16 protein-coding genes and 1 pseudogene are annotated in these 24,957 nt (G+C 61.1%); 9 read left to right on the plus strand and 8 right to left on the minus strand.

Going from position 1 to position 24,957, the window contains the following annotated elements:
- A partial coding sequence (gene leuB, locus BGE01nite_RS26695) for a 3-isopropylmalate dehydrogenase (protein WP_146855613.1) occupies positions 1–1,111 on the minus strand: 1,111 nt, incomplete at its 3' end.
- Between the two features lie 170 nt (positions 1,112–1,281).
- On the opposite strand from leuB, the gene BGE01nite_RS26700 reads away from it, so the two are divergent.
- The 3 genes from BGE01nite_RS26700 to BGE01nite_RS26710 all read left to right on the plus strand — a co-directional run bounded on the left by BGE01nite_RS26700 (position 1,282) and on the right by BGE01nite_RS26710 (position 9,042).
- A complete protein-coding gene (locus BGE01nite_RS26700) occupies positions 1,282–7,863 on the plus strand; it encodes a putative Ig domain-containing protein (protein WP_170267092.1) in 6,582 nt (2,193 codons plus the stop codon).
- 113 nt (positions 7,864–7,976) lie between these two features.
- Complete coding sequence (locus tag BGE01nite_RS26705; protein ID WP_146855618.1) at positions 7,977–8,636, plus strand: DUF1361 domain-containing protein; 660 nt, start codon at positions 7,977–7,979, stop codon at positions 8,634–8,636.
- Positions 8,626–9,042, plus strand: coding sequence for a thiol-disulfide oxidoreductase DCC family protein (locus BGE01nite_RS26710; protein ID WP_146855620.1), 417 nt, complete (start codon positions 8,626–8,628; stop codon positions 9,040–9,042). The genes BGE01nite_RS26705 and BGE01nite_RS26710 overlap by 11 nt, the downstream gene beginning before the upstream one ends.
- A gap of 1 nt (position 9,043) precedes the next feature.
- On the opposite strand, the gene BGE01nite_RS26715 is transcribed toward BGE01nite_RS26710, so the two are convergent.
- Positions 9,044–10,570: an arylsulfatase gene (locus BGE01nite_RS26715; protein WP_146855621.1), complete on the minus strand. Its 1,527-nt coding sequence runs from the start codon at positions 10,568–10,570 to the stop codon at positions 9,044–9,046.
- 87 nt (positions 10,571–10,657) lie between these two features.
- On the opposite strand from BGE01nite_RS26715, the gene BGE01nite_RS26720 reads away from it, so the two are divergent.
- Complete coding sequence (locus tag BGE01nite_RS26720; RefSeq protein ID WP_146855623.1) at positions 10,658–11,158, plus strand: hypothetical protein; 501 nt, start codon at positions 10,658–10,660, stop codon at positions 11,156–11,158.
- A gap of 690 nt (positions 11,159–11,848) precedes the next feature.
- On the opposite strand, the pseudogene BGE01nite_RS29955 reads toward BGE01nite_RS26720, so the two are convergent.
- From BGE01nite_RS29955 to BGE01nite_RS26735, 3 genes and pseudogenes are all read right to left on the minus strand, one after another.
- Positions 11,849–12,329, minus strand: a pseudogene (locus BGE01nite_RS29955) (NYN domain-containing protein); the annotation flags it as partial.
- Between the two features lie 31 nt (positions 12,330–12,360).
- Positions 12,361–12,825, minus strand: coding sequence for an SRPBCC family protein (locus BGE01nite_RS26730; RefSeq protein WP_146855626.1), 465 nt, complete (start codon positions 12,823–12,825; stop codon positions 12,361–12,363).
- Between the two features lie 12 nt (positions 12,826–12,837).
- On the minus strand, positions 12,838–13,266 hold the full coding sequence (locus tag BGE01nite_RS26735; protein ID WP_146855628.1) for a hypothetical protein: 429 nt from the start codon (positions 13,264–13,266) through the stop codon (positions 12,838–12,840).
- A gap of 316 nt (positions 13,267–13,582) precedes the next feature.
- Here BGE01nite_RS26735 and BGE01nite_RS26740 point away from each other — a divergent pair, with 316 nt between their 5' ends.
- Positions 13,583–17,917, plus strand: coding sequence for a choice-of-anchor D domain-containing protein (locus BGE01nite_RS26740; RefSeq protein WP_146855630.1), 4,335 nt, complete (start codon positions 13,583–13,585; stop codon positions 17,915–17,917).
- Between the two features lie 265 nt (positions 17,918–18,182).
- Here the strand turns inward: BGE01nite_RS26740 and BGE01nite_RS29840 are convergent, their stop codons facing one another.
- Together BGE01nite_RS29840 and BGE01nite_RS26750 are read right to left on the minus strand one after the other, a co-directional pair.
- A complete protein-coding gene (locus BGE01nite_RS29840; RefSeq protein ID WP_170267093.1) occupies positions 18,183–18,326 on the minus strand; it encodes a DUF2256 domain-containing protein in 144 nt (47 codons plus the stop codon).
- A gap of 32 nt (positions 18,327–18,358) precedes the next feature.
- The gene (locus tag BGE01nite_RS26750) at positions 18,359–19,597 is read right to left on the minus strand and encodes an FAD-binding domain-containing protein (RefSeq protein WP_218033108.1); all 1,239 of its coding nucleotides are present in this window, start codon (positions 19,595–19,597) and stop codon (positions 18,359–18,361) included.
- 148 nt (positions 19,598–19,745) lie between these two features.
- Here BGE01nite_RS26750 and murC point away from each other — a divergent pair, with 148 nt between their 5' ends.
- Complete coding sequence (gene murC / locus BGE01nite_RS26755) at positions 19,746–22,079, plus strand: UDP-N-acetylmuramate--L-alanine ligase (RefSeq protein WP_146855636.1); 2,334 nt, start codon at positions 19,746–19,748, stop codon at positions 22,077–22,079.
- 100 nt (positions 22,080–22,179) lie between these two features.
- On the opposite strand, the gene BGE01nite_RS26760 is transcribed toward murC, so the two are convergent.
- Positions 22,180–22,557 carry a hypothetical protein gene (locus BGE01nite_RS26760; RefSeq protein WP_146855638.1) on the minus strand — a complete coding sequence of 126 codons (378 nt, stop codon included), beginning with the start codon at positions 22,555–22,557 and terminating at the stop codon, positions 22,180–22,182.
- A 174-nt stretch (positions 22,558–22,731) separates the two neighbouring features.
- Here BGE01nite_RS26760 and BGE01nite_RS26765 point away from each other — a divergent pair, with 174 nt between their 5' ends.
- The 3 genes from BGE01nite_RS26765 to BGE01nite_RS26775 all read left to right on the plus strand — a co-directional run bounded on the left by BGE01nite_RS26765 (position 22,732) and on the right by BGE01nite_RS26775 (position 24,933).
- Positions 22,732–23,934: a serine hydrolase gene (locus BGE01nite_RS26765; protein ID WP_146855640.1), complete on the plus strand. Its 1,203-nt coding sequence runs from the start codon at positions 22,732–22,734 to the stop codon at positions 23,932–23,934.
- A gap of 50 nt (positions 23,935–23,984) precedes the next feature.
- A complete protein-coding gene (locus tag BGE01nite_RS26770; RefSeq protein WP_170267095.1) occupies positions 23,985–24,404 on the plus strand; it encodes an exosortase system-associated protein, TIGR04073 family in 420 nt (139 codons plus the stop codon).
- A gap of 115 nt (positions 24,405–24,519) precedes the next feature.
- Positions 24,520–24,933, plus strand: coding sequence for an OsmC family protein (locus tag BGE01nite_RS26775; RefSeq protein ID WP_146855644.1), 414 nt, complete (start codon positions 24,520–24,522; stop codon positions 24,931–24,933).
- The last annotated feature ends 24 nt before the right edge of the window (positions 24,934–24,957 follow it).

Genomic DNA, 24,957 nt, shown 5'->3' on the forward strand with positions numbered 1-24,957 from the left:
ACAGAGCCAGCGCGGCAATCACGGCATCACCGATCTCGCGTGTGTTCACCTTCCGCGTGCCAGGGGCGCCGCTGAAGATGTCACCGGTGCGCAGACCGTCATCGATCACCTTCTTCACGGCGGACTCGATGGCCACGGCTTCCTTCTCGAGACCGAGGGCGAAGCGCAGCAGGAGGGCGGAGGACAGGATCTGGGCGATCGGGTTGGCGATGCCCATGCCGGCGATGTCCGGGGCGGTGCCGCCGCTCGGCTCGAAGAGGCCGAAGTAGAGGCCATCGCCCTTCGGTTTGCCCAGGCTGGCGCTGGCCAGCATGCCCAGGGAACCGGCGATCATGGCCATCTCGTCACTGAGGATGTCGCCAAAGAGGTTTTCAGTCACCAGCACGTCAAAGCTGCGGGGAGCCTTGATCAGCTGCATGGCGGCGTTGTCCACATACAGGTGGGCCAGGGTCACGTCCGGGTATTCCTTGGCCACTTCCACCATCGTTTCGCGCCAGAGCACGGAGTTGGTCAGCACGTTGGCCTTGTCCACGCTGGTGACGTGCTTGTTACGGAGCTGGGCGGCTTTGAAGGCGACATGGCCGATGCGGACGATCTCGCTCTTCTTGTAGACCATCGTGTCGATGACCTCGATGTCGCCGTCCGGCAGGGTGGTGCGGCTCTTCGGCTGGCCGAAATACATGCCGCCGGTCAGTTCGCGGACGCAGAGGACGTCAAAACCACCTTCCACCAGGTCCGGACGGATGGGGGAGGAGGAGGTCAGGGCAGGGTAGCAGATGCCGGGGCGGAGGTTGGCAAAGAGGCCAAAGTGCTTGCGCAGGGGCAGCAGGGCGCCGCGCTCTGGCTGCTCGTTCGGGGGCAGTTTTTCCCACTTCGGACCGCCGACGGAGCCGAAAAGGATGGCGTCGCTGGCCTCACAAGCGGCCACGGTTTCAGGCGGGAGGGCCTTGCCCACAGCGTCGATGGCAGCGCCGCCGACGAGCTGGTGGTTGTATTCAAAGGTGATGCCAGTGCGGGCGGCCAGGGTGTCGAGGACGCGGATGGCTTCGGCCATGACTTCGGGGCCGATGCCGTCACCAGGAAGGACTGCGAGTTTGAAAGAGCGGGACATGGAGGGGCGGCTCTATGGGCGGGAAACGAGGGTCGGCAAGGGCGGAGTCACCTGCCGTAGGGGCTTCATTGAGCATTCGGGGGTGGGAAAGGTCCAAAAATAGAACCCAGCCATGCGATTTTTAGGATTGCCTTCTTTTCCGGATGTCAATACGCTGTCTTTACAAAGCTATGAAAAAATCCCCCCCAACCTTCCGCCGTCTCTGTCTCGCCCTGGTGATGACGATGGCGGCCCCTTGGGCGTCCGGCCAGCTGGTTCAGACGCTGAAGGACATCAATACGACACCGGTGAGCAGCAGTGCGGATCCAGATGCCATGGCGCTGGCTGGAGGAAATCTTTTCATTTCCACGGACAATGCGCTCAGCGGTTCTGAACTGTGGAAATACACCGTCCTGGCCTCCTTCAATGGTGCGCGCGGCGTGGTGGCGGATGCGGCCGGAAACCTGTATGTGCTGGACACGGCCAGTCATGTCATCCGCAAGGTGTCGACAACCGGGGCAGTGTCCGTTTTCGCGGGCTCCCCAGGCGTGGCGGGAAGCGCTGACGGCGCAGGCATGGCAGCGCAGTTCAACACTCCCACTGCCATTGCCATCGTGACCACAGGGCCGAACATCGGCCTCATGTTCGTGGCGGACACGAACAATCACACCATCCGCCGGGTGACCCCCCAGGGCGTGGTCACCACCCAGGCAGGCAAGGCTGGCCAAGTGGGCTTCATCGACAACAACACCTTGGACGATGCGCGCTTCCGCTTCCCCCGAGGGATTGCGGCAAGGCAGCAGGTTGGCGCGAACATGGAGGTTTTTGTGTCAGACTCAGGCAATAACGCGATTCGGAGAATCACGATTCAGCCCGCTTCCACTCAATTGGTGACTCTTGCCGGATCGCTGCCCGGATCTCCCACCGCAGGTCAAGCCGGATCTGTAGACGGCACAGGTGCGAGCGCTAGGTTCAATAATCCAGGAGGAATCTCTTTGGCTCCCGTTAATCTTACCGACGACACCGGCAACGTGTCTTTGTTTCTGGCAGATACCGGTAACAACTGCATCCGACGGGTGGGCCTGAGTGGACGCGTGGTCACCTCGGCGGGTTCAACCACTCCGGGAGCTGCGAATGGCATAGGTTTGGCGGCCAGCTTCAACGCGCCTCAGTCAGTGGTTTGCGATAACGCCGCGAACCTTGCCTCGAACCTGAATGTGTATGTGGCAGACACGGGCAACAACCTCATACGTGTTGTCCAGCCGAAGGTGCTTTCACAATCCGCAAACCAGGGGGTGGTCACCACCCTGGCTGGAAGCGGCGCGGCGGGTGGCGTGAATGGAGTGGGGGCGGCGGCCAGCTTCAACGCCCCTCGGGGGGTGGGACTTGTCGGCACGAACCTCATCGTCGCGGATACAGGGAATCATGTGCTGCGCAATGTGGTGGCCTCAGGGGCTGGCGTGGGCACGGTCACCCTGCGTGCGGGTCAGGTGGGCGTGGCGGGCGGACTGGACGGCGCGGCCACTGGCACGGCCACGCCGGTGCCTGTGCAGGTAGCGGATATCAATCCCGGTTCTGCCAATTCCTTGCCGCAGCAGCTGACACCCGTGGGCAATGCGCTGTTTTTCACGGCCCAGGACGGCAATAGCAACCGCGACCTGTGGAAGACGGATGGCACCCCCGTTGGCACAATAAAAATTGGCAACACCGACTATCCCAGCGTCCCGGGCGGGCCGCAGTTTCTGACAGCCGTGGGCAACACGCTGTACTTCCAAGGCTACGGGGATGAGCACGGCTCGGAATTGTGGAAGAGTGATGGCACTAAGGCTGGCACGGTGGAGGTCCAGAACATCTATCCAGGAGTGGACAGCTCCCTGCTGGAAAATTTTTATGCGGTCGACTCCCCATCCCCAGGCGTGTTACCAAGCCTGTTGTTCGGTGCCACGGACGGCACGGACGGCGTGGAGCTTCGAAAGATCGGTCCTCCCAACGCTGCTACCAGCACTCGCGTGGCGGACCTGTTTTCAGGCGGTGACAGCTCAAGCCCATCCGACTACATCCAGTTTGATGGTTGGATTTACTTCGTGGCCAGAAGTAACGTGGTGGCGGACAGTGAGATCGTGGGACGTGAGCTTTTCAAACTGAATCTGGCGTCGCTGAATGCCCCGCCAAATTTGGTCGACATGCTGGTGGCGGATATCGCTCCCCAGGGGGACTCCGAACCTCGTGACTTGGTGGTGAGCGGGCCGGGAACGGCGGCTGCCGGCGGCCAGCTCTTCTTCAGCGCCAGCACCACGGGAGAAGGTCGCGAGCTCTACGTCATGAATGCGGCCAATAGCCTGACGCCGACCCGGGTGAAGGATCTCAATTCCGACGCCCAGGACTCCGGCATCGACCACATCACGCCGATCACGGTCACCAAGACCGGGCTCACGCAGCCTAATGGTGTGCTTTTCACGGGTGATGAAGACCAGGGCCAGGGGCTGGAGCTCTATTTCAGCAACGGCAATCCCAACGACACGGGCATTGTGAAGAATCTCTCCGCAGGGTCAGAGAGCTCCATTCTGGACAATTTCTTCTCCATCTCCTCCGGGGTGGTGATTTTCACCAAGGAGGAGACCGATGGCAAGATCGTGCTCTACCGCACTGATGGCACCTCAGATGGCACGGTGCCGATCGAGGAATTCGATGGTGAGCCGGATAACGGGAACAGTACGACGGCGAAGGACTTCCGTGCCGGGGTCCTGGTAGGTTCCAATCTTTACTTCATGCTGTCCAACGATGAGCTGTGGCGCACCAACGGCCAGAACGACGCGGGCACGGTGCTGATCCATCGCTTCCGCACCAGTACGGAAAGCTCGGATGCCCAGGGATTCACCCGTCTGAGTGACGGTCGCGTGGTCTTCAGTGCCATCACCCCGGATGAGGGACGTGAGCCCTGGATCACGGATCTGGCAGGCTCCACCACGATCCTCCACGACATTCAGACTGGCACTCTGGGTTCAGACCCGCAGAGTTTCACCGCGACCCACGACGGACGTCTCTATTTCACCGCTGAGGCGACTCCTGGGAACCGGGAGCTTTACCTGAAAGATGTGGCCGGGGCGCCGACACTTGTTCAGGACATCAATCCCACCGGCAGCGCGGACCCCCAGGGGCTTCTCTGGGTGCGGGCCGCTCTTCCGGCGAACAACAAGCTCTACTTCTCTGCCAGTGATGGTGGCTCAAACCGTGAGTTGTGGGTGATGGACAATGCCAATGCCTTGACCGAGATCGAGGTGGACGCAGGCTCCGGATCCCACCCGGAAAACATCACGGCCTACAAGGACTTCGTCTACTTCTCCGCCGAAACCAATGCCGGGGTGGAGCTGTGGAGGACCGATGGTGTCAATCTGGCAGGAACCACCATGGTCAAAGATATCTTCTTTGGCAGTGGATCCTCAAATCCGGCTGAGCTCGCGGTCATGCCTGCACCGAAGGTCAAGCTGGATGGCACACTGGACTACACGAACACAAAACTTTATTTCATCGCCACGGGGAACGGCACTGGCATCACGCAGGATCAGGAGACGGGGCGTGAACTTTGGGTCACCGATGGAACGGCGGCGGGCACCAAGGTGGTGAAGGACATCATCTCTGGCGGCCAGTCCTCCATTGATGACGGCCAGCCAGCCTATCTCACGGTGGTGGGTAACGCGCTCTATTTTGTGGCTGATGACGACGTGAATGGCCGTGAACTCTGGAAGAGCGATGGAACACCAGGCGGCACGGTCATGGTCAAGAACATCCACCTGACGGGAAGCTCTGATCCCACCGACCTGCGCAGCGTGAACGGCAAGCTCTTCTTCGTTGCTAATGACGGCACCCACGGTCGCGAGCTTTGGATGAGCAATGGCACGGCCACCGGCACGGTGATGGTGAGCCCTCCCGGTCGTACTGGTATCGCCGCAGACGGTGATGTGCTCGGAGGTGTTGATGCCGGCATCCAGGACATGACGGTCATCAAGGACGTGCTGACCTTCACCGCGGACGACCGCATCGTGGGTCGTGAAATCTGGATCACAGACGGCACTGCGGTGGGAACCACCGTCATGACAGAGTTCGTCCCAGGACCCGGCTCTTCGTATCCGCACAATCTCGCCGCTGTGGATGACAAGCTCCTCTTCTCCGCCAGTGACGTGGACATTGGTGATGAGCCTCGCGTGGCCATCCTGTCCTCGAAGCTTGTAGTGACATTGCCTCCGCATGGTATTCTGGACGAACTGGCACCCGGTGCGACGGTGGATTTAACTCCGACGACTCCGGTCGCTGCTGGCTCGTTCATCAATCTGGTCTTCCGCCTGAGCAACAAGGGCACCACCGGAATTGCCAATACGGTGGCCACCATCAGTGGTCTGCATGCAGCAGACTTCACGGTCTTTAAGAAGCCGGGCGCAACGATCAGCGCGGGCCAGTTCACCGAGGTGACGATCCAGTTCAAACCCAAGGAAGGCGGTGAAAGAACGGCCATGCTGCGCATCACCAGCACAGACGGCCCCAATCCTATCCTTGATTTCAATCTCACCGCTGACTGCACCAAGGATCCTACCATCGCCTCCCACCCCGTTTCCCAGATCGTCAAGGTGGGCGCTCCGGTGACCTTGAGTTCCTCCATCATCCCTGGTGCCACCGCGCCGGTCACCCTGCAGTGGAAGAAGAATAAAGCGCCTGTCGCCGGCGCTACTCTGAACCCCCTCTATCTCTGGTCAGCCAAGCTGACGGATGGCGGCGCCTATACCGCGGAGTTCAAGAGCGGTGCCAAGGCTCCAAACAACGTGGGAACGAGTGATATTGCCCAGCTCGCAGTCGTGGAAGACTTCATGCCAGCGCGGGTGGTGGCTTTGAAAGCAGCCACGACCAAGGGCGCCACGATCACCGTCAATGCCACAGGCAACGGACTGACTTACCTCTGGAAGTACTCGCTTAATTCGGACCTGAGCAGCCCGCAGGCCCTGCCGGCGCTTGTCATTCCCACGACCGTCACCACGAAAACCCTGGGCTTCTCCAAGACGGTTGGCATCAGCCCCGCTGAGGCTGGTTACTACTTCTGTGAGGTCACCAGCCCGGCTGGCACGGTGGTCGGCGGGACAACCTACGTGAAGGTTTTCAACGCCACGCCTGAGTTCGTGGCGAACCCAACCCTTCCTACCGGCATCGTTGGTTCGGCGTATTTCCATCAGCTCGCGACCAATCCAGATCCGCTCAAGGCTCCGCTGACTTATTCGGTGGTGGCCCCTTCAAAACTGCCGCTCGGACTGAAGCTGGATCCCAAAACGGGCGTCATCAGCGGTATTCCGACGAAGGTGGAGACTCAATCCGTGACCTTCAAGGTTGCGAATGGCCTGCCGACAGCGGCTGCTGGGGGCACCGTTATCGCAAGCATCACCATCGTGGCGATGCCGGTCGGGCTTGAGGGCACTTTCCAAGGTTTGGTCGAACGTAATGAGGAGATCAACGGTTCCGCCGGCGGCAGGATCGAGATCGTTTTGGGCAAGTTGGGCAGCTTCTCCGGCAAGCTGATCCAGGGTGCCACCACCGACCCCTTCAAGGGCAACCTGATGTTCGACGTGTCAGGCGGACAGGCTGTAGCCCCTTTCACTGGCATGGCACGCATCATCCGCAAGGGCATCTCCGCACCGCTGGACCTGACCTTCACGATTGATCCCACCAACAAGAATTTCCTGACTGCGGGCAACGTTGCTTCCGTGAACGTCGGCGGTGCGGTCAATGCTGAGGTGTATGCCTGGAAGATGGTCGCGAATCTGGACCCTTACCGCTCTGTCGCCACCAGCGCGACCAACACGAACACCTACAACTTCGGCATCAGGCTTCCGGCCCAGGTCAACAGCCTGGCGAATCCGAACATCGGCAGCACTGATGTGCCACAGGGCACGGGGTATGGCACCTTCCTGATCAGCAAGACAGGCACCCTGACCATTGCCGGCATGACGGCGGACGGGGAGAAGATCACCTGCGCCACCTTCGTGGGACCGAATGGTGAGGTGCTGCTCTATCAGAGCCTTTACACCACGACGCGGAAGGGGTCCGTCTGCGGTCTGCTGGTCATCGGCACGGGTGTGAACGCGGCTTCGCCAAACGACAACGTGCTGAACACTAACACGCAGTTCCCCTTCGACTGGACACGTCCGCCCTCCACGGCGGTGCTCAGCGCGGCGACCAATACCCGCACCTACCGCGCTGGTTTCGGCCTGGCAGACACACCGGTGCAGACGCCAGTGGAGCTGGAGGCCTTTGGTGGCTACTACCAGCCAGGGGCAGCCCCGCTGCTGGTTTCCCCGCCGTCCACGGCAACCGGCAATGAAGACAAGGCCAACCTGACCTTTACCGGTGGTGGCGTGAACCTGAGCAGCACACCCAGCCCTAGCGCCACCCATGTGACCGTCACCGCCACCAAGGCGACGGTCATGCCCGTGGCTAACGCCACCACCACGAAGTTTGCCTCGGCTGTCCTGAAGACCGGGATCTTCACCGGCAGCTTCGTCCTGAAAGATGATGACGAAACCACCACCACTCCCGCCACCAAGGTGGACAAGATGGATGAGATCAAGCGCACCGTGAACTTCCTGGGACTCATCGTTCCTGAGAACGGTGGCACGGTCCATCGCGGTGTGGGCTACTATCTGCTGCCGCAGATTCCTGTTCTGCCCACGGACACCGTGGTCACCAAGCAGACGATCCTTTCGGGCCAGGTCAATTTTGACAAGGACCCGTAAAGCACCCTTTTGAGACTCACCTCAGCAGCAGCATCCGTGAGGATGCTGCTGTTTTTTTTACGCTCAGGCCATTGATCAGAACGCCATTGCCCTGATAGTCAGCGCCACTGCCTATGCCAGTCTTCCGCCCTCTTGCCATTGCTGCAATTGCTTGTGTCTGGTGCCTCTCCCTCCTTGGGTTCCGCTTTTACTGGTCGAACCACGGCTACTTTGCCTTCATGGGGTGGAACCTCTTTCTCGCCGCCATTCCTCTCGGAAGCGCGGCCCTGCTGGCCAAGGTGGACCGCTGGCGCTTCGGGGCGCCGCTCGTCGCGGGCTGGCTGCTGTTTTTCCCGAATGCTCCCTATGTCCTCACGGACCTGCTGCATCTGCGGGCGCGGCCCGGAGTGCCGCTGTGGTATGACCTGCTCATGCTGCTCTCCTTTGCGCTCGTCTCTCTCTGGCTGGGCTTCCAGTCCTTGCACATGGTGCAGACTTGGGTGGCGCGGAAGACCTCGCGCGCCATGGCGTGGAGCTTCGTGGGGGTGAGCCTCCTGCTGTCAGGCTTCGGCATCTACCTCGGCCGCTTCCTGCGTTGGAACAGCTGGGACATCGTGAGTAATCCCATCGCCCTCTTGGGAGACATTTGGGCGCGTTTTGCGGACCCGCTTTCCCACGGGCGCACCTGGGGCGTCACTTTAGGGTTCGGCGGACTGCTGCTGGTGGCGTATCTCTTCTGGATGTTTTCCGTGACGACCGCCGCCACGGCTGCTTCCCGTGACCATGCCGACTGACCCTGCCCCCTGGACCCACCTCCTTCTCTTTGATGGAGTGTGTAATCTCTGTGACCAGACGGTGCAGTGGGTGCTGGCCCATGACCGGCGCGGCATCGTGAAGTTCTGCTCCATCCAGTCTGAGCTCGGTTCCAAACTGTATCGTGAGCGGGGTTATGATCCCGCCGAGCCGCACAGCATGGTGCTGATCACACCGGAGGCCAGTTATGTGAAAAGTGATGCCGCCCTGCAGCTCGTCAAGCTCATGGGCGGTCCGCTCTCCCTGCTTTCCTGGGCCCGGATCATCCCCCGGTTGGTGAGGGACCCGGCCTATTCCTTCATCGCCAAGAACCGCTACCGCTTCTTTGGCAAAAAAGATGCCTGCTGGCTGCCGCGCCCCGAGTGGAAAGAACGCTTCGTTGGTTAGGTTACTTGTCCAATCCCGCAATCGGAAAGTCAGTGCTGAGGGTGTGCTGCTGGGTCACGATGGCCTCCAGCTTGGTGACGATCTCAGGATGCTCCTCAGCCACATTCGTGATTTCTTTTTCGTCTTTGGACAGGTCGTAGAGCAGGGTCGCAGGTTTGGCGGTGGCCATTTTGGCGTTCTTTCCGGTTAGGCCGGTCTTGATCAATTTCCAGTTTCCCATGCGCACGCAGAGCTGGCCACCGTAACCGGCGAACTCGCGGTAGAGGAACTCGCGCTCAGGCTGCTTTTCACCGAGAAGAGTCGGTGCGAGGCTGATGCCATCAATGTTCGCGGGAGCCTTGTCCTTGGAGCCTGCGAGCTCGACGAGAGTGGGCAGCCAGTCTTCAAAGCCAGACACGCGGTTTGAGACGCTGCCTGCCTTGATCTTCCCCTTCCAGCGCACAATCCCTGGAGAGCGGATGCCGCCTTCAAAGAGAGTGCCTTTGCCATCACGCAGGCCTTGGTTGGAGTTGAAGAAGTCGCAGTCGGTGCCCGCGAGCTTCGCGTGGGTGCCGTTGAGCGGACCGTTGTCAGAGATGAAGATGAAGATCGTGTTTTCATCGAGGCCGAGCTCGTTCACGAGAGTCATCACGCTGCCGATCTCACGGTCCATGCGCGTGATCATGGCTGCATAGGCCGCCTTCGGTTGGAAGTGCGGGAGGTAGCCATTGCCACCGGGATAAGGCGGGTCTTCCCACTGGCCTGCATACTCACCCAGCGAGTCATCCGGCACCTGCAGCGCAACGTGCGGCACGGTGGTGGGCCAGTAGAGGAAGAAGGGCTCGTCCTTGTGCTGGCGCACAAAAGCGCGTGCCTGCTCGGCGATGAGGTCGGCAGAATACTCCGTGCCCTTGAAGCGCGCGTAGCTCTCCGGCTTCGCGGGATCTTCATCGGGCTTCAGCTTGTCGCTCGCAGGAAAGAACGGGTTCTTCAAATGCACGATCTTGTCATTGTCCCAGAGATAGGTGGGATAGAAATTGTGCGCCACGCCCTGGCAGTTGTAGCCGAACCAACGTTGAAATCCTTGCTTGAGCGGATCCCCCGAACTGCCGGGTCCTCCGAGACCCCACTTGCCAAAGCCGCCCGTGGCATAGCCCAGTCCACGCATGACCTCGGCCATGGTGTTGGCCTCATCAGGGATCGGATGCTGGCCCTCGGTCTCCGGAATGCCGCCGTTCGCTTGGGTGGCTTTTGATGCCACGCCGCGATTGTCGCGGATATACGTGTGGCCTGGATGCATGCCGCTCATCAGCACAGAGCGTGAGGGCGCGCACACGGCATTGCCGCAGTAGTGCTGCGTGAGCTTCATGCCCTCCGCAGCCATGCGATCAAGGTTCGGTGTCTTGATCTTCGTCTGGCCATAGGGTCCGAGATCTCCCGGCCCGAGATCATCCGCGAGAATCAGCACCACGTTCGGCTGCCGTGCCGAGGCGGTGAAGGCGATGAGAAGGGCAGAGGAAGCGAGCAGAGGTCGGAGCAGGCGGTTCATGGCAGGTAAGAACGTGAGCCGCGCCGCCCAACTTTGCCAAAACAAAGCCTTCCATCCGTCCCGGCTCTTCAAGTAGACTTTCCAGGTATGAAAGCACGTCTTCTCTTTCTGGGTGCAGCCTGTCTGGTGATCAGCGCCTGCGTGGCACCGCCCACCAGCGCCCCGACGTCTCGTTATCCCGCCAAACCAGGTTCCTACTCCAACAGGATCGGAGCCCCGGTCAGCTCTGACTCCATGAACGGCACCAGCGCGGCGAATCCGCCCATCCAGCCGGGCGAGACCTCCACGGCCTACCGCCGCCGTCTGGCGCGCCAGCAGCAGGAAGCCGTGCCGACAGGCCAGTTCATGTATCAGAACAACTACCAGGACGCCTTTGGTCGGCGCACCGACAGTGGAGTCTACCGCAGCACCGGTGGTGTGACGGAGGATGTCTACATCGGCAACCAGCAGATCCCGGTCGTTCCTGGCCAGCCCTACTACGGCCCGGCACCGGCCTACCCAAATGTGTATCAAGGCGGCTACGTGGCCCCGGGCACCAATGCAGTGGTCGATCCCTATTCAGGACGCGTGCTGCCCGTGCAGAGGTGATGCAGCGTTCGCGGATCAGATGCATAAGTCGCGAAGCGTCCTGGAGTGCGCCGGCCCTCCAGCACTCTCGAAGGCCTAACGAAAACCTTTGCGTGATCAATATGCGAAGGTCATTCGAGTTTCTTTCGTCCTTCTGGATGTTCGCCTATCACCCGCTCCGTCGGAAAGCGCCAGAGGCCTGGCGTACTCCAGGACGCTGCCGCGAAGATCCAGAATGCCTTTTAAATCATGCCGCAGGCACTTCCTCACCAAAAGACGCCTCGGTTCCTTCATCCGGATGGATCTGATAGTCACCGGACTTCGCATCCTTGGTGATGTGGATGAACCCGCGTGCGCCGGCGGCCTCCACCAGCGCGGCGAAGGATCGGAAGCCGTGATAACGCTCGCTGAACTGCGGCTGGCGGCGCTTGATGGTCTGCTTCACGCTGGAGGCCCAGATGGCTTGGTCGCCACCGCGCTCATTCATCATGGCATCCACGGTCTCCATGAAGAGCTCGATGGCCTTGTCGGGATCTCCTGAGAGCTTCGCGGCTTCAGGGTCGCGTGCAGGGGCGGGAGCCTTGTCTTTGTCTTTATCTTTATCCTTCTCTTTGTCTTTGTCCCTGGAGTTTCCGTTGCTGCCGGCCTTGCCTTCCGCAGCGCCTTTGACGGGCCTTGGCTTGGCAGCCACGCGGGCGACGGCGCGTTTCGGCAGTTCGCGCACCAGATCGTCATAGAAGATGAACTCATCGCAGTTGCTGATGAAGATGTCTCCGGTGGAGTTCTTCACGCCGACACCGATGACGGTCTTGTTGTTCTCACGCAGCTTGCTGACCAGCGGGGAGAAGTCCGAGTCACCGCTGACGATCACAAAGGTGTCCACGTGCGACTTGGTGTAGCAGAGATCCAGCGCATCCACCACCATGCGGATGTCCGCGCTGTTCTTGCCGCCCTGGCGCACGTGCGGGATCTCGATCATCTCAAACGCGGCCTCGTGCATGGCACGCTTGTGATCACGGTAGCGGTCCCAGTCACAGTAAGCTTTTTTCACCACGATGCTGCCTTTGACGAGCAGGCGCTCCAGCACCTTGCCCATGTCAAACTTGTCATATCGTGCGTCACGCACGCCGATGGCGAGGTTCTCGAAGTCACAAAAGATGGCCATCGTGTGCGTGCGGTCTGTGTTTCTCATGAACACAGAGTCGCGGCGAGGGGCCGGTGGGTCAAGCACTGTGCTTCGCCGCCCACTTTCGTGTGCGCGCATGGCGGTACCCGAACAGCAGCCTTATGTAGAGCCGCACGGCCGTGTTGGTGATCAGCCAGCCAATCCAGCCGCGGCCAAAGGCATAGGTGACGGTGTCATGCATCACGCAGCCGCCCTCGGGGTGCGGCTCGAAGCGATGCTCATGCACGAAGGTTTTAAAGGGGCCTTCGAGCATCTCATCGATCAGCACCCGCGGCGGGCGCACCTTTTGCCAGCGGCAGGTCCAGCGCATGGGGATGATGAGCAGATCACGGCAGCGAAAGTGAATGAGCCCGCCTTCACGTGGCGGATGCTCCATCTCCACACTCACCAGCCGGAAGGTGAAGGGCATGACGTGGACGATGTTTCGTGGATCACTGTGAAACTCAAACATCACCTCCGCGCTGGCAGCGAGACGGGTGCTGGCATGATGGGTGGCCGGCATCGTGGAAGGTGATCAATGTTTCACCGGCCAGAGCAGCAGCAGCAGGCAGACGCCGCGCACGGTCCAGGCGATCGTGCGCATCCAGTTCGTGGAGGTCAGACGGCGGATCGTGGGCAGGTCAAAACCGCTGGCGAGCCGTCCATGCAGGGGCACCTGAAAACAAAAGGTGGAGATCCACGCCACGACCAGCGCTCCGAGACTCAACCAGAACAGTGAGGACCTTTCGCCACTCCAAAAGAGCAGCGCCGCCGTGCCGCCCTCCGCCAAGGCCAGAGGTCCCACCACCCAGGTGACCAGCCACATGTGCCGGGCATGATAGATGGGGAACTTCTCCTCACCCACGTGCTCAAAGAGCGGGTAGTGCACCCGCTGGATCGTCCAGATCAACCCGGCAAGCGCCCAGGTGATGGAAGTGTGGAGAAGCAGCAGTTGCTGGGTCATGAGGGGGCATGTGAGCCTGTCACTAACGAGCTAGCCCAAGAGGGAGCATTCGTGACCGAAATCAACGAATGTCCTGGCCCTCTGGGCGCTCTCAATTCAACCGCCGTTATTCGAACCAGTGCCTGCCCGTCATCAAGCGGAAGTCGCCACAAGTCCTCCGATGCGCTTTTTCGGCCGGCCACCGCCACCTCCATCATCTGAGTGGGTTGAGATCCATCCTGCCAAAGTCGGATGAGAAGCGCTGCGGCATCCGACTTTAGTTCAATACCTGGTTCCAGCGCAGTGTGGGAGGAGTGGCGTGTCAGCCCCGACTCCTATGAAACTGAAGACCACTCTCCTCAACCTCACTGCTCTGCTGCTCATCGCCTCCACGGCCTTGCTGCACAGCGCGTCTTATGAATGGTCAAACTTTGCCGGCATGCCGGGCGGGGCTGGCAGTGTGAATGGCACGGGCACGGCGGCGCGGTTCAACAGACCTGCCGGAGTGGCTGTGGACAGTGCCGGGAATCTCTTCGTGGCGGATCGTAGCAACCATGTCATCCGCAAGATTAGCAAGACGGGTGTGGTCACAACTTTCGCCGGGCAGACCGGGGCATGGGGACATGCGGACGGCACCGGATCGGCAGCCCGTTTCAATGAACCCTCCGGGCTCGTTATGGGCAGCGGTGGCGTGCTGTATGTCACAGAATTGCAAAATCAGGTCATCCGCAAGGTCACCAGCGCTGGTGTGGTGACCACGCTGGCGGGTAAAGCAGGCGTGGCCGGCCCTACGGATGGCACGGGTGAGGCAGCGCGGTTCTACAGACCGGCAGGCATGGCCCTGGCGGCGGATGGATCACTCCTGGTGGCAGACTCTGGCAGCCACACTCTGCGCAAAGTGACGATGGCGGGTGTGGTGACGACTCTGGCGGGTTTGGCGGGGGTCAACGGGACGGCGGACGGCAGTCTGGCAAACGCTCGGTTTCGCTACCCGGAGGGCATCGCCAGAGCGGCGGATGGCACGCTCTACATCACTGATTCGGGGAACTGCACGATCCGCAAGATCACTCCGGCAGGGGTAGTGTCCACGCTGGCGGGAAAAGCAGGCACTTATGGTGCGGTGGATGGCACGGGCACGATGGCGGAATTCGACTACCCGACCAGCCTGATCGTGCGGCCTAATGGAGTGCTGTGGGTTGCAGACTACTACAATGGGGCCATCCGCCAAGTCACTCAGGCGGGAGAAGTCACGACCGTCATGGGCGTGATGGGCCAGTGGTTCAATGTGGACGGTGTTGGCACAGCGGCACGCCTCAGCGGCCCTCACTGCATGACGGCCGATGCGGCAGGCACGATCTACATCACGGATGTGGGTAACCATAACGTCCGCAAGGCGACCGCCGTGCTGATGGTCACCACCGTGGCCGGGCAGGCGGAGAATCGTGGCAGCACGGATGGCACGGGCACCGTGGCACGGTTCAACTTTCCAGAAGGCATCTCCGTGGATGCCGCAGATGAGCTCATCATCGCGGACACCTACAACCGTAGGGTCAGGAAGGCCACCCAGGCGGCAGCGGTGAGCACCATCGCTGGTACCGGAGCCTATGGCAGCACCGACGGCCCTGCGGCGATGGCCACCTTTGGCGGCCTCTATGACAGTGCCGTGGATAGCACTGGCGCCATCTATCTGGCGGACAGCCAGCATACCATCCGCAAGATGGACATGAATGGTGAGGTGAGCACCTTCGCTGGCACGGCTGGCAGCCCTGGCAGCGCAGATGGCACCGGGGCGGATGCGCGCTTCAACTACATCCAAGGTCTCGACGTCGGCAAAGATGACACGATCTATGTCGCGGACACATGGAACAGAATCATCCGCAAGATCACCTCGTCAGGTGAGGTGACGACTCTGGCGGGCAGTGCGGGACTCGCCGGCCATGTGGATGGCACAGGCTCAGCGGCGAGGTTTAATTCTCCGAGTGATCTCGCCGTGGATGACGAAGGCGTGGTGTATGTCGTGGATTCCCAGGATCAGACCATTCGCAAGATCACGCCGGAAGGTGTGGTCACCACACTGGCGGGTTCTCCAAACCATTTAGGCAACACGGATGGCACCGGTGCAGCGGCCCGCTTCCAATACCCCGCCGGCATCGCCCTCGACCCCTATGGAAATCTGATCGTCTGTGACTCCGGCAACCACACCCTGCGAAGGGTCACTCCAGCAGGCGTGGTGACGACCATCGGCGGCATGCCTGGCCAGGCCGGTGCCACGGATGGGCCAGATGCTGCAGCGCGCTTCTCGCAGCCATTTAAAGTCGCTACCGACAGCACTGGGGCGATCTACTTTGTCGACAAGAGCAACAACCGTGTTGTCAAAGGTGTGCCGCATCCAGAGATCGCCGTGGAGGAGCCCGTGGGCACCTCGCTGGTGGACGGCACGGCGGTGGGCGACTTCGGTGCGGTGAGCATCCATGAAAATGTGGTGAAAACCTACACCATCACGAACCTTGGCGGCGCTTCCCTGACTGGCCTGAGCATGAATGTCACCGGCGCTCATGCGGCGGACTTTATGGCCACCAGCCTGAGCAAGCCCACTCTGCTTCCCGGCCAGAGCATGACCTTTACCGTCACCTTCAGCGGAGATGTCAGCGGCACCCGCACGGCAGCGCTGAGCATCACCAGCAATGACGCGGATGAGGCCTCCTTTGACATCAGTCTTAAAGCAGAAGCTGCGGACAGGCCCGTGGTGATCACCGCCCCCGCCTCCCAGGTCGCCCAGGAAGGGGACACCGTCACCTTCACCGCGCAGGCCAGCCACCCGACGGCCACGGTGAAGTATCAGTGGCTGAAAAACGCAGCCAAAATCAACGGAGCTACCACCAACGCACTGGTGAAGTCTGCCCTCAAGCTCGCCGATGGCGGCACCTACACCTTGGAAATGACCAGCAACGGCGCCATCACTCGTCGCACGGCCACTCTCGTCGTCGCCAGGCATGTCGAGCAGACCCACGTCATCAAAGCTGGCAGCCTCCTGAAGCTCTCTGTCAGCGCCAGCGGCCCGGCCACCTTTGCATGGACCAAGGACAATCAGCCCTTCCCTGGTACGGCGGCCACGCTGAGCCTGGCGGCAGCAAACTTCGGCTGGTCCGGCACCTATCGCTGCCACGTCAGCGGCCCTGGCGGAGACACCTTGGTGGCGGCAGTCTTCACCGTGCTCGTTTTTGACTTCAAACCGCAGGTGATCAGCCCTCAAAATCTGCCGGACGGTGCTGTTGGCTGGCCCTACAGCCACCAGATCAAGATCAACACGCAGAACCGTTATGCCCCCAGCAGCTATTCGGCATCCAAGCTTCCTCCGGGGGTGAAGCTGGACACGAAAAGCGGTCTCATCTCAGGCTTCCCCACGGTGGCTGGTGACTACGAAATCATCGTCACTGCAACCAACAGCCTCGGCAGCCATGGCAGCACGAAGGAAACCGTCACCATCACCCCGCTGGGAGACACTCTGAAAGGTAGCTTCAGCGGCATCGTGGCACGCAATGATCTGCTTAATGCGGGCTTGGGCGGTCGTGTGGACCTCACGATTGCCAGCACCGCAGCCATCAGCGGCTCGCTCACGCTCGGCACCAAGAGCCATCCTTTCAAAGGCCAGCTCAATGCGAGCACATCTCCGCAGCAGGCGATCATCAGCGTGACCCGCGCGGGGCAGAGCAGTGTGACTCTCACTCTCCTGTTTGATGTCGCCACGCAGAGCTTCGCCGCAGGCTCCAGGGTGAAGTTGGGCCTTTTCCAAGCAGCCGTCAGTGGTTGGAGACTGAAGTGGGAAAAGACAGGCACTACGGCCACTCTTTCACCGAAGCTCTTCACCTTTGGTCTGCGCCCGACACTCATGAAAGGCAGCCCGGCGGGTGATGGCTTCGGCTCCTTCACCCTCAATCCTGATGGTAAAATCACCCTCGCTGGCAAAACCCCTGACGGTGAAGGTTTCACCTGCGCCACCTTTGTGGGGCCGCATGGGCAGATCGGCGTCTTCAAGACACTCCTCACCCCGACTGGCTCCCTGCTCGGCGTCCTCGACATCGACCCTGCTGACACGGGCACGCTTAGTGCTGACACGCTGGAGGGCACGGTCACCTGGCAGCGCCCAGCCAATGCCAAGTCCAGAGTCTATCCAGCAGGCTTCAATGCCCTCAACCTCACTGCTTTCGGCGGCAGGTACACCGTTCCCGCAGCACCTGCGCTCATCCTTGGCATGGCACTCGGAGACAAGGCCCTGATCACCTTCAGTGACGCTGGCCTGGGAGATGCCAGCATCAACCCCGATGTGCCCGCCTTCGACATCCTGGCCGGGAACACACCTTCCCTGCCGCCAGCCCTGAGCGCCGGGAACCCGGGCAGTGTGAAAATCACCAAGCTGGATGCCAAGACTGGCCTCTTCACCGGCACCTTCGTCCTGAATGATACCGAACTCCGTGCTTCCCAGGCAGGCCAGATGCTGAAGCGCACGGGCGAATTCAGCGGCATCCTGACCCAGGACAGCATGGGACCCGTCGGTGTGGGTCACTTCCTCCTGCCCGAGATGCCTGTCGATGCCGCGCCTCCTCTCCCGGCCACCACTCCCACCACCTCCGCCAAGCTCTCTGGCTCGGTGATCCTGGAGAAGAAGATGTGATGGCGGCAAGGTCCACACCTCCCGGCACACGACGCCAGGAAACAGGAATTCCTGGGTGAGTGAGAATGCGCGCCGCCGTTCTCACTCACTAAAAAAATGCCGCCCGGTCGCCCCAGAGCTGGATGGGATCGTGATTCCAGCAGCGATCATGCTCCTCCTGCCTTGTGCAGTATTTGTGCCGGGTCGCATCTGCGACGGAGAAGCCTTCAAAGCGATGCTTGTCTGGCAGAGAGTGCACCCAGCGTCTGTTTTTCCGGGCGGGATCTCACCCCTTCTTTCCACGACGGCATGCCTCACTGCAAAAGCGAACCTGGTCCCAGTCACGCTCCCATTTTTTCCTCCAGACAAAGGGTCGCCCGCAGACGGCGCAGATTTTGGATGGCAGGTGCTGTTTTTTGACACCTTTCATAAAGGGCATTCAAACGGGTGAAGTGCTTTTGGTTAGGTTAAGAGGCCCTCCCGCAGCTTGCGGGAGGTTTTTTCCCAGTAGGGGAAGAAGCCTGCGCAGGCCAGGGGAAAGAGCTGCGCCTCCCACGGCCTCTGCACAAGATGCAGACCTATCCCGAGGCTGGCGAGTGTGCGGCGAATGGCCGGGAGCGCATCAGCCACGGGGCCGGTGTGCGGCCTCATGCTGACCAGGGTGTCCATGCGCTGCTCCTGCAACCAGGCACCGAGAGCGGCGGCTGTGTCCGCGGCCTCCAGTACCCCGGCGGGGCAGCGGAAGTGCGCGCTGGCACGACCGGCGCCATCTTGCAGGGCCGCGTGGAGTGATGAGATCCGCTGCGGACTCAGACGGTAGTGGTCATAGGCAGGCTGACTGGTGATGGCGATGATCCCCGCCGGTCTCAGGCTGCGCAGGGGACTCGACTCCAGGCACAGGTCATCCGCGTGCATCCATAAGCCGAAACGACCGGTGACCTCAGGGGCCCGGTCTGGCAGGTCCGGCAGGGCGTGAGGAGACATGTCCAAGTCTTCTCGAGGGATGGCCGCGGTGACGCACCCGTCCTCCAGCCGTTCAAGTCCGCGCGTGTCCTGCAAAAGGGCCGGCTCACAGAAGCGCTCCAGATTTCCACGGCGCACGAGGTAGGTCTTTCCAGCCGTCTGCAGTCCGGCGACCCATCGCCAGGAGAGCGTATTGCTGGCTGGGTCGGCATCCAGCAGGTGTTGAAAGAAGAAATCCGCCCCCAGCTCCCAGGGCAAGCGCTCGGCATGAATCCAGAAACTGGCCCACCACATGCGGGCGTGGTTGTGCAGGTAGCCGGTTTCCGCCAGCTCCCGGGCAAAATGGTCCATGACCGCCACGCCGCTGTGTCCCGCGCTGACTGCCTCCATGCGCTGCTTCACGGCGTCTGGCAGGGTTTCACGCAGAGCATGCACCCGCTGTCTCCAGGCGCGCCAGATCTGCGGACGCTGCTGGAGCCAGCCCTTCCAGTAGGTGCGCCAGCACACCTCCTGGAGCCATTTCTCCGCGGGTTGATAGCCATGCTCCTCCAAAGTGTCCCTCACGATCTCCTGCGGGGTGATGAGGCCAAGCCGCACCGCTGGTGACAGGCCGGACACATGCCGCTGCGGCGCCATGGTCACGTAGTTTCGCCCGGCCGCATAGGCAGGAACATGGGGCAAAAAGGCACGCCAGCGCGCCAGTGCCTCATCACGCGTGAGAGGGAAGCTCTGTGTCACCACGGGGTGATACAACGCTCCGCAAAGCGCTCCCGGCACAGCAATGCCATCACTCCCAAACCTTTTCTCAAAAGAACGGCAGAGGAGCGCCCCCTCAGTGGCACTTTTCTTGCCCATCGGCGAATCGCGCCTAGCTTCGGTGCTTCCCATGACCCACGCCGTCCTCAGTCTCCTCAAAGAAAGCCGTCATCCCATGCGCATCAACCTCATCGGCGTGGCCGGTTCGGGCATGAGCGGGCTGGCGCTGCTGCTGCTGGCGCTCGGACACAAGGTGAGCGGCTCGGACAAGGCCACGACGACGGAGACGGACAAGTTGCAGAAGCTGGGTCTGCAGTTCTACCCCGGCCACACGGAGAAGGAGGTGGAGGACTGTGACATGGTCATCTACTCCAGCGCCATCAAGCCGGGAAACATCGCCTATGAGGCGGCTTACAAGCAGGGCATTCCGCTGGTGCGCCGGGCGGAGGCACTGGCGGCGGTGATGGCTAACAAAAAGGGTGTTGTGGTGGGTGGCACGCATGGGAAGACCACGACCTCCGCGCTGACGGCGCACGTGCTTCGTCAAGGCGGTCTGAAACCGAGCCACTATGTGGGTGCGGAGATTCCCATCCTGGGTTCGAACGCACATTGGGACCATGAGGGCGAGCTCTTTGTGGCTGAGGGCGATGAGAGCGATGGCACGCTGGTGAACTTCCAGCCGCAGCACTCGATCATCCTGAACATCGAGCCCGAGCATCTGGACTTCTATGATGGCATCGAGGCGATCAAGGTCGTCTTCCGCACGCTGTTGAGCCAGACCCCTGGCTACTGGGTGCACTGCGCGGAAGATCCCGTGGCACGCGAGGTCTGCGGCGGCACGGAGAACTCCGTGAGCTATGGCTGGAGCCGCGATCATGATTTCTCCGCGAACATCCTGGCCATGAAGCCGGATCATTCGGTGTTTGAGGTGTATCACAAGGACCAGCTTCTCGGCGAGGCCACGCTCGGCATTCCCGGCAAGCACAATGTGAGCAATGCGCTCGCGGCCATCGCGCTAGCGACGAAGCTCGGCGTGGCTTTTGAGAGCATCCAGCATGCGCTGAAGACCTTCCGCGGCGCGCGTCGTCGATTTGAGATCCGGCACAGCGGTGAACGCTTCACGGTGGTGGATGATTATGGTCATCATCCGAGTGAGATCGCCGCGACGCTGGCCACGGCGAAGGGCTTGCAGCCGAAGCGCATCGTTTGTGTGTTCCAACCGCATCGCTACAGCCGCACGCAGTTGCTGAAGAAAGAGTTTGGCGCGGCCTTTGATGACGTGGACGAACTTTTTGTGACCGACGTCTATGCCGCGAGCGAGAAGCCGCTGCCCGGCGTGAGCGGCAATACCATCTGCGAAGAAGTGCGCGCGCATGATCAAGCGCGTGGCGTGGTGCGTCCGCCAGCGAGCTTCCAGTTCACACCGACGCTGCTGCAATCCCGCGACAAGGTGGGCAATGCGCTGCGTCCTGGTGATCTGCTCATCACGCTCGGCGCGGGCAATGTGCATGAGATCGGCCGCTGCATCTCCAAGGATCTGCCGGTGCTCGAAAGGCTCTGGGAGACGCTGGAAGCGAACGGCGGTGGCACGGCGAAGCTTTATGAGCCGATGGGCCGTCACACGACCTTCCTCATCGGCGGTCCGGCGCAGTATTGGGTGGAGCCGCACACCGTGGCGGGCTTTGCCGAGGTGGTGCGCTACCTGCGCTCTGCCAGCGTGCCGATCCGTGTGATTGGCCGTGGTTCCAATCTGCTGGTCAAAGATGGTGGCATCCGCGGCGCGGTGATTCATCCGAGCAAGGGCGAGTTCGAAGACGTGCGTGTGGAGAACGGCCAGCTCATCGCGGGAGTCGGCGCGCGCTTGAAGAAGATCGCCAGCGCGGCGCGCAATGCAGGGATTGGGGGGCTGGAATGGATGGAAGGCGTGCCTGGAAATCTGGGCGGAGCCATCCGCATGAATGCCGGCGCCATGGGCACGGAGATGTCAGACAACATCGTCAGCGTGCGCTTCATCGCCGCGGACGGCAGCATCCAGGAGAAGCCGCTGAGCGAGATCCAGCACCAGTATCGCAGCATCCCCGAGTTTGAGGAGCGCTACATCGTCGGCGCTGTGTTGAAGGGCAAGCCCGCGACGACCGAGGAGATTGATGTGGGCCTAAACGCCAGCCGCGTGAAGCGCCGCACTTCTCAACCCGTGGGAGCGAGCGCGGGATGCATCTTCAAAAACCCGCAGCTCTGTGGCGCGGGGAAGCTGGTGGATGATCTCGGTTTGAAGGGACGTCGTGTCGGCAATGCCGTGGTCTCCCAGGTGCACGGTAACTTCATTGTCAATGAAGGCGGAGCCACGGCCCGTGAAGTCCTGGACCTTATTGGTGAGATCAAGGAGGTGGCCCAGCATGAGCGCGGCGTGCAGCTCGAGCTCGAGGTCAAGGTGATCGGTGAGGCACAGCCGCTGCCCATGTGAGGTGATGTAGAGGAAGACATGGCTCTTCCTTTAATGTCGGCTTCTACACACCGCGGCTGACGGCATGCTCACGCATGCCGCTGCGTCACTGCATCATCGGTTAGGCGGGCTGGTGGGTCATCGGGCTATGCGGCTGCACCACGTCCGTGTCCTCGATCTTGATGGTGGAAACGAGCAGAGCCACAAAGCCGACCACCAGCGCCAGCGGCACCAGGATCAGGATCAGCGGCAGCAGCATGATGAAGACCAGCGGCGCGATCAGCGCCGTCAGGATCATCGTGATGATGCTCGGCTCCTTCAGCGGCATCTCCACAAGTTCGTCCGAGCCCTCCGCGGCATGGATGACCACATGATGCTTCATGATCCATCTCCGCAGCGGCAGCAAAAGCGCACGGTAAGGCTCCATGAATTCCCGGCGAAGTTCCTCTTCTCCGTCCATGATGGTGTGACCATGGGCAGTGTGTGCAGTTGAAGGCATGGACGCCTCTGGGGTGCCAGCCGCGAAATAAGGATTCGTGTCCATATGCGGATGAAGGGTTGGTTACGCTGACTATAACGGTCCAGCGGATGATCTTATTGCAAAATCGCGCGGCGGACGATTTTTGGACGTGGAGGGGAAACCCCGAGAAGACTCTAGGGTTCGACACGCTCCATGTTCTCGTCGCTCAAGCTTCCCCTCGCCCTCCTGGGCGCCTTTTTGACACACATCGCCCACGCGAATCCGGCCCATGAGGCCGCGGCTGAGTATCTTCAGTCAGTCAATGGTCACGCGATGCTGGTGTATGAAGACGGGAAGCTCGTCTTTGAGCGCTACATGAACGGTCACACGGCGGAGAAGGCGCACCTGCTCGCCAGTGGCACGAAGAGCTTCTCCGGTTTCATGGCCGTGGCAGCTCAGGAAGACGGGCTGCTCACACTGGATGAGAAGCTGAGCGAGACGATCACAGAATGGAAAGACGACGCGCAGAAGAAGGACATCACCATCCGCCAGCTGCTCAGCCTCAGCAGCGGGATCAATGGGGGCGACAACATGCGCCCGCCTTCCTACCAGCAGGCCCTGGCCGTCGCCGAGGTCACCGGACCACCAGGAACTCGTTTTCAATACGGACCGGTGCCCTATCAGATCTTTGGCGAGCTCATGCGCCGGAAGCTGGTCAAGAGCGGCAAGGCCAGGGACCCCCTCGACTACCTGCAGCAGCGGCTCTTCACCCCCCTTGGCATGAAATACGAGATGTGGCGCGAGGACGCGGACAAGATGCCGCACCTGCCCAGCGGCGCCTTTTTCACCGCCCGCGAGTGGGCCAAGTTCGGCCTCTTCATCCTGAATCAAGGCTCCTGGGAGGGGAAGCAGATCGTGAAGCCCGAATCCCTGGCCGAATGCTTCAAACCTGCCCCGGCGAACCCCGCCTACGGTATGACCTTCTGGAAAGCGAAGCCCGAAGACCCCATTCCAGACCTCGTCATGGCGGCGGGGAAGGGGAAGCAAAAGCTCTTCATGATCCCCTCCAAGAAACTGCTGATCGTCCAGTTTGCGGATGCTGAGCGCTCCTATCGCGAGGAAAAATTCCTCAGCCTGGCCCTGGGAGATGCCAAGGTCAGTGGCACCGGAGTGGCTTCTGATGGTGACATGGGGGTGGAGGAGGGGCTGGGAAAGGCCCGGATGGAGCAGAATTTCACCCTTTTGGACAAGGACGGCGATGGCAGGATCACCCGGGAAGAGGCCGGGGCCTACGCCGTCATGCTTTTCACCGTGGACGCGAACCGCGACGGCTATCTCACCCGGGAAGAAGCGGCCGTTTTGGCGGATCGCATGGGCCGCCTGCGGGAGCGGCTGAATCCGGCCGGAAAAAAGTGAATTCTTTCTTGCCAGAAACCACCCCAATTGGCTAACTCTGCATGTCTCGCATGAAAAATCGCATTTTCCTCACCCTCATCGCCGCTCTCACGCTTTGCTCCGTGGCTCAGGCTGACATCCAGTCCCCTCCTGGCCACCACTATAACTGGAGCCGCAAGCTCAGCCGTGGTCTGGGCAACGTGCTTTATGGCGTGTCCGAGCCCTTCCAGGTCTGGGAAAAGACCCTTGAGCAGGATGGCGCCATCGCTGCCTCCACTGATTTCTTCGTTGAAGGCCTGAAGCGCATGGTCGTCCGCGCTGGCTACGGTGCCTACGAGATCGCCACCTTCCCGGTTCCATCCTGGAAGCTGACCTACCGTCCACCTTACTATCGCAAGGACAAGATCGATCCATGGTGGGGCTACTCTGAGTTCTCCCCGCAGCCCGGCGCTCTCGCCGAAGCTGGTTACAGCCGCACCCAGGGCTGGTAATCCATCGGATCTAGAACATCCCAAATTTCACAGAGCGCAGGTCGAAAGACCTGCGCTTTTTCTTTGTCCCGCGAAACTCGTTTCCCTCTCCCATCCAGCCGTGCTAGAGGCGCGCATGGCTGTTTCCATCTCCATTGACTATCTCGGCGGTCTGCGTTGCCAGGCCACCCACGGACCTTCCAAAAACCAGTTCGTCACGGACGCTCCCGTGGACAATCACGGCAAGGGCGAGTCCTTCTCCCCCACGGACCTTGTGGCCACCGCGCTGGCCGCCTGCATGGCCACCGTGATCAACATCAAGGCCAACTCCAAGGGCTACGACATCCCCGGCATGAAGGTCAGCGTGGAGAAGCACATGAGTGAGGACTCCCCGCGCCGCATCGTCCGCCTGCCCGTCACCATCGAGATCCCCCTGCCTGCGGATCATGCTGATCGCAAGCTTCTGGAAGCCACCGCGCTCGCCTGCCCGGTGCACCAAAGCGTGCATCCGGACATCGACATGCCGGTGAACTTCGTCTGGAACGGCTGAGCTTGGTCAGCAAAGTTGCCGAAC

Origin of the sequence: Prosthecobacter gellanilyticus, assembly GCF_007992435.1 — a bacterium.
Lineage (GTDB): Bacteria > Verrucomicrobiota > Verrucomicrobiia > Verrucomicrobiales > Verrucomicrobiaceae > Prosthecobacter > Prosthecobacter gellanilyticus.

Bases quoted from the DNA above. Each gene is read 5' to 3' on its own strand.
- BGE01nite_RS26710 (WP_146855620.1), top strand. From the start codon at position 8,626: ATGCCGACTGACCCTGCCCCCTGGACCCACCTCCTTCTCTTTGATGGA.
- BGE01nite_RS26730 (WP_146855626.1), bottom strand. From the start codon at position 12,825: ATGCCGGCCACCCATCATGCCAGCACCCGTCTCGCTGCCAGCGCGGAG.
- BGE01nite_RS26705 (WP_146855618.1), top strand. From the start codon at position 7,977: ATGCCAGTCTTCCGCCCTCTTGCCATTGCTGCAATTGCTTGTGTCTGG.
- BGE01nite_RS29840 (WP_170267093.1), bottom strand. From the start codon at position 18,326: ATGAAAGGTGTCAAAAAACAGCACCTGCCATCCAAAATCTGCGCCGTC.
- BGE01nite_RS26770 (WP_170267095.1), top strand. From the start codon at position 23,985: ATGAAAAATCGCATTTTCCTCACCCTCATCGCCGCTCTCACGCTTTGC.
- murC (WP_146855636.1), top strand. From the start codon at position 19,746: ATGACCCACGCCGTCCTCAGTCTCCTCAAAGAAAGCCGTCATCCCATG.
- BGE01nite_RS26700 (WP_170267092.1), top strand. From the start codon at position 1,282: ATGAAAAAATCCCCCCCAACCTTCCGCCGTCTCTGTCTCGCCCTGGTG.
- BGE01nite_RS26765 (WP_146855640.1), top strand. From the start codon at position 22,732: ATGTTCTCGTCGCTCAAGCTTCCCCTCGCCCTCCTGGGCGCCTTTTTG.
- BGE01nite_RS26735 (WP_146855628.1), bottom strand. From the start codon at position 13,266: ATGACCCAGCAACTGCTGCTTCTCCACACTTCCATCACCTGGGCGCTT.
- BGE01nite_RS26740 (WP_146855630.1), top strand. From the start codon at position 13,583: ATGAAACTGAAGACCACTCTCCTCAACCTCACTGCTCTGCTGCTCATC.
- BGE01nite_RS26715 (WP_146855621.1), bottom strand. From the start codon at position 10,570: ATGAACCGCCTGCTCCGACCTCTGCTCGCTTCCTCTGCCCTTCTCATC.
- BGE01nite_RS26775 (WP_146855644.1), top strand. From the start codon at position 24,520: ATGGCTGTTTCCATCTCCATTGACTATCTCGGCGGTCTGCGTTGCCAG.
- BGE01nite_RS26720 (WP_146855623.1), top strand. From the start codon at position 10,658: ATGAAAGCACGTCTTCTCTTTCTGGGTGCAGCCTGTCTGGTGATCAGC.
- BGE01nite_RS26760 (WP_146855638.1), bottom strand. From the start codon at position 22,557: ATGCCTTCAACTGCACACACTGCCCATGGTCACACCATCATGGACGGA.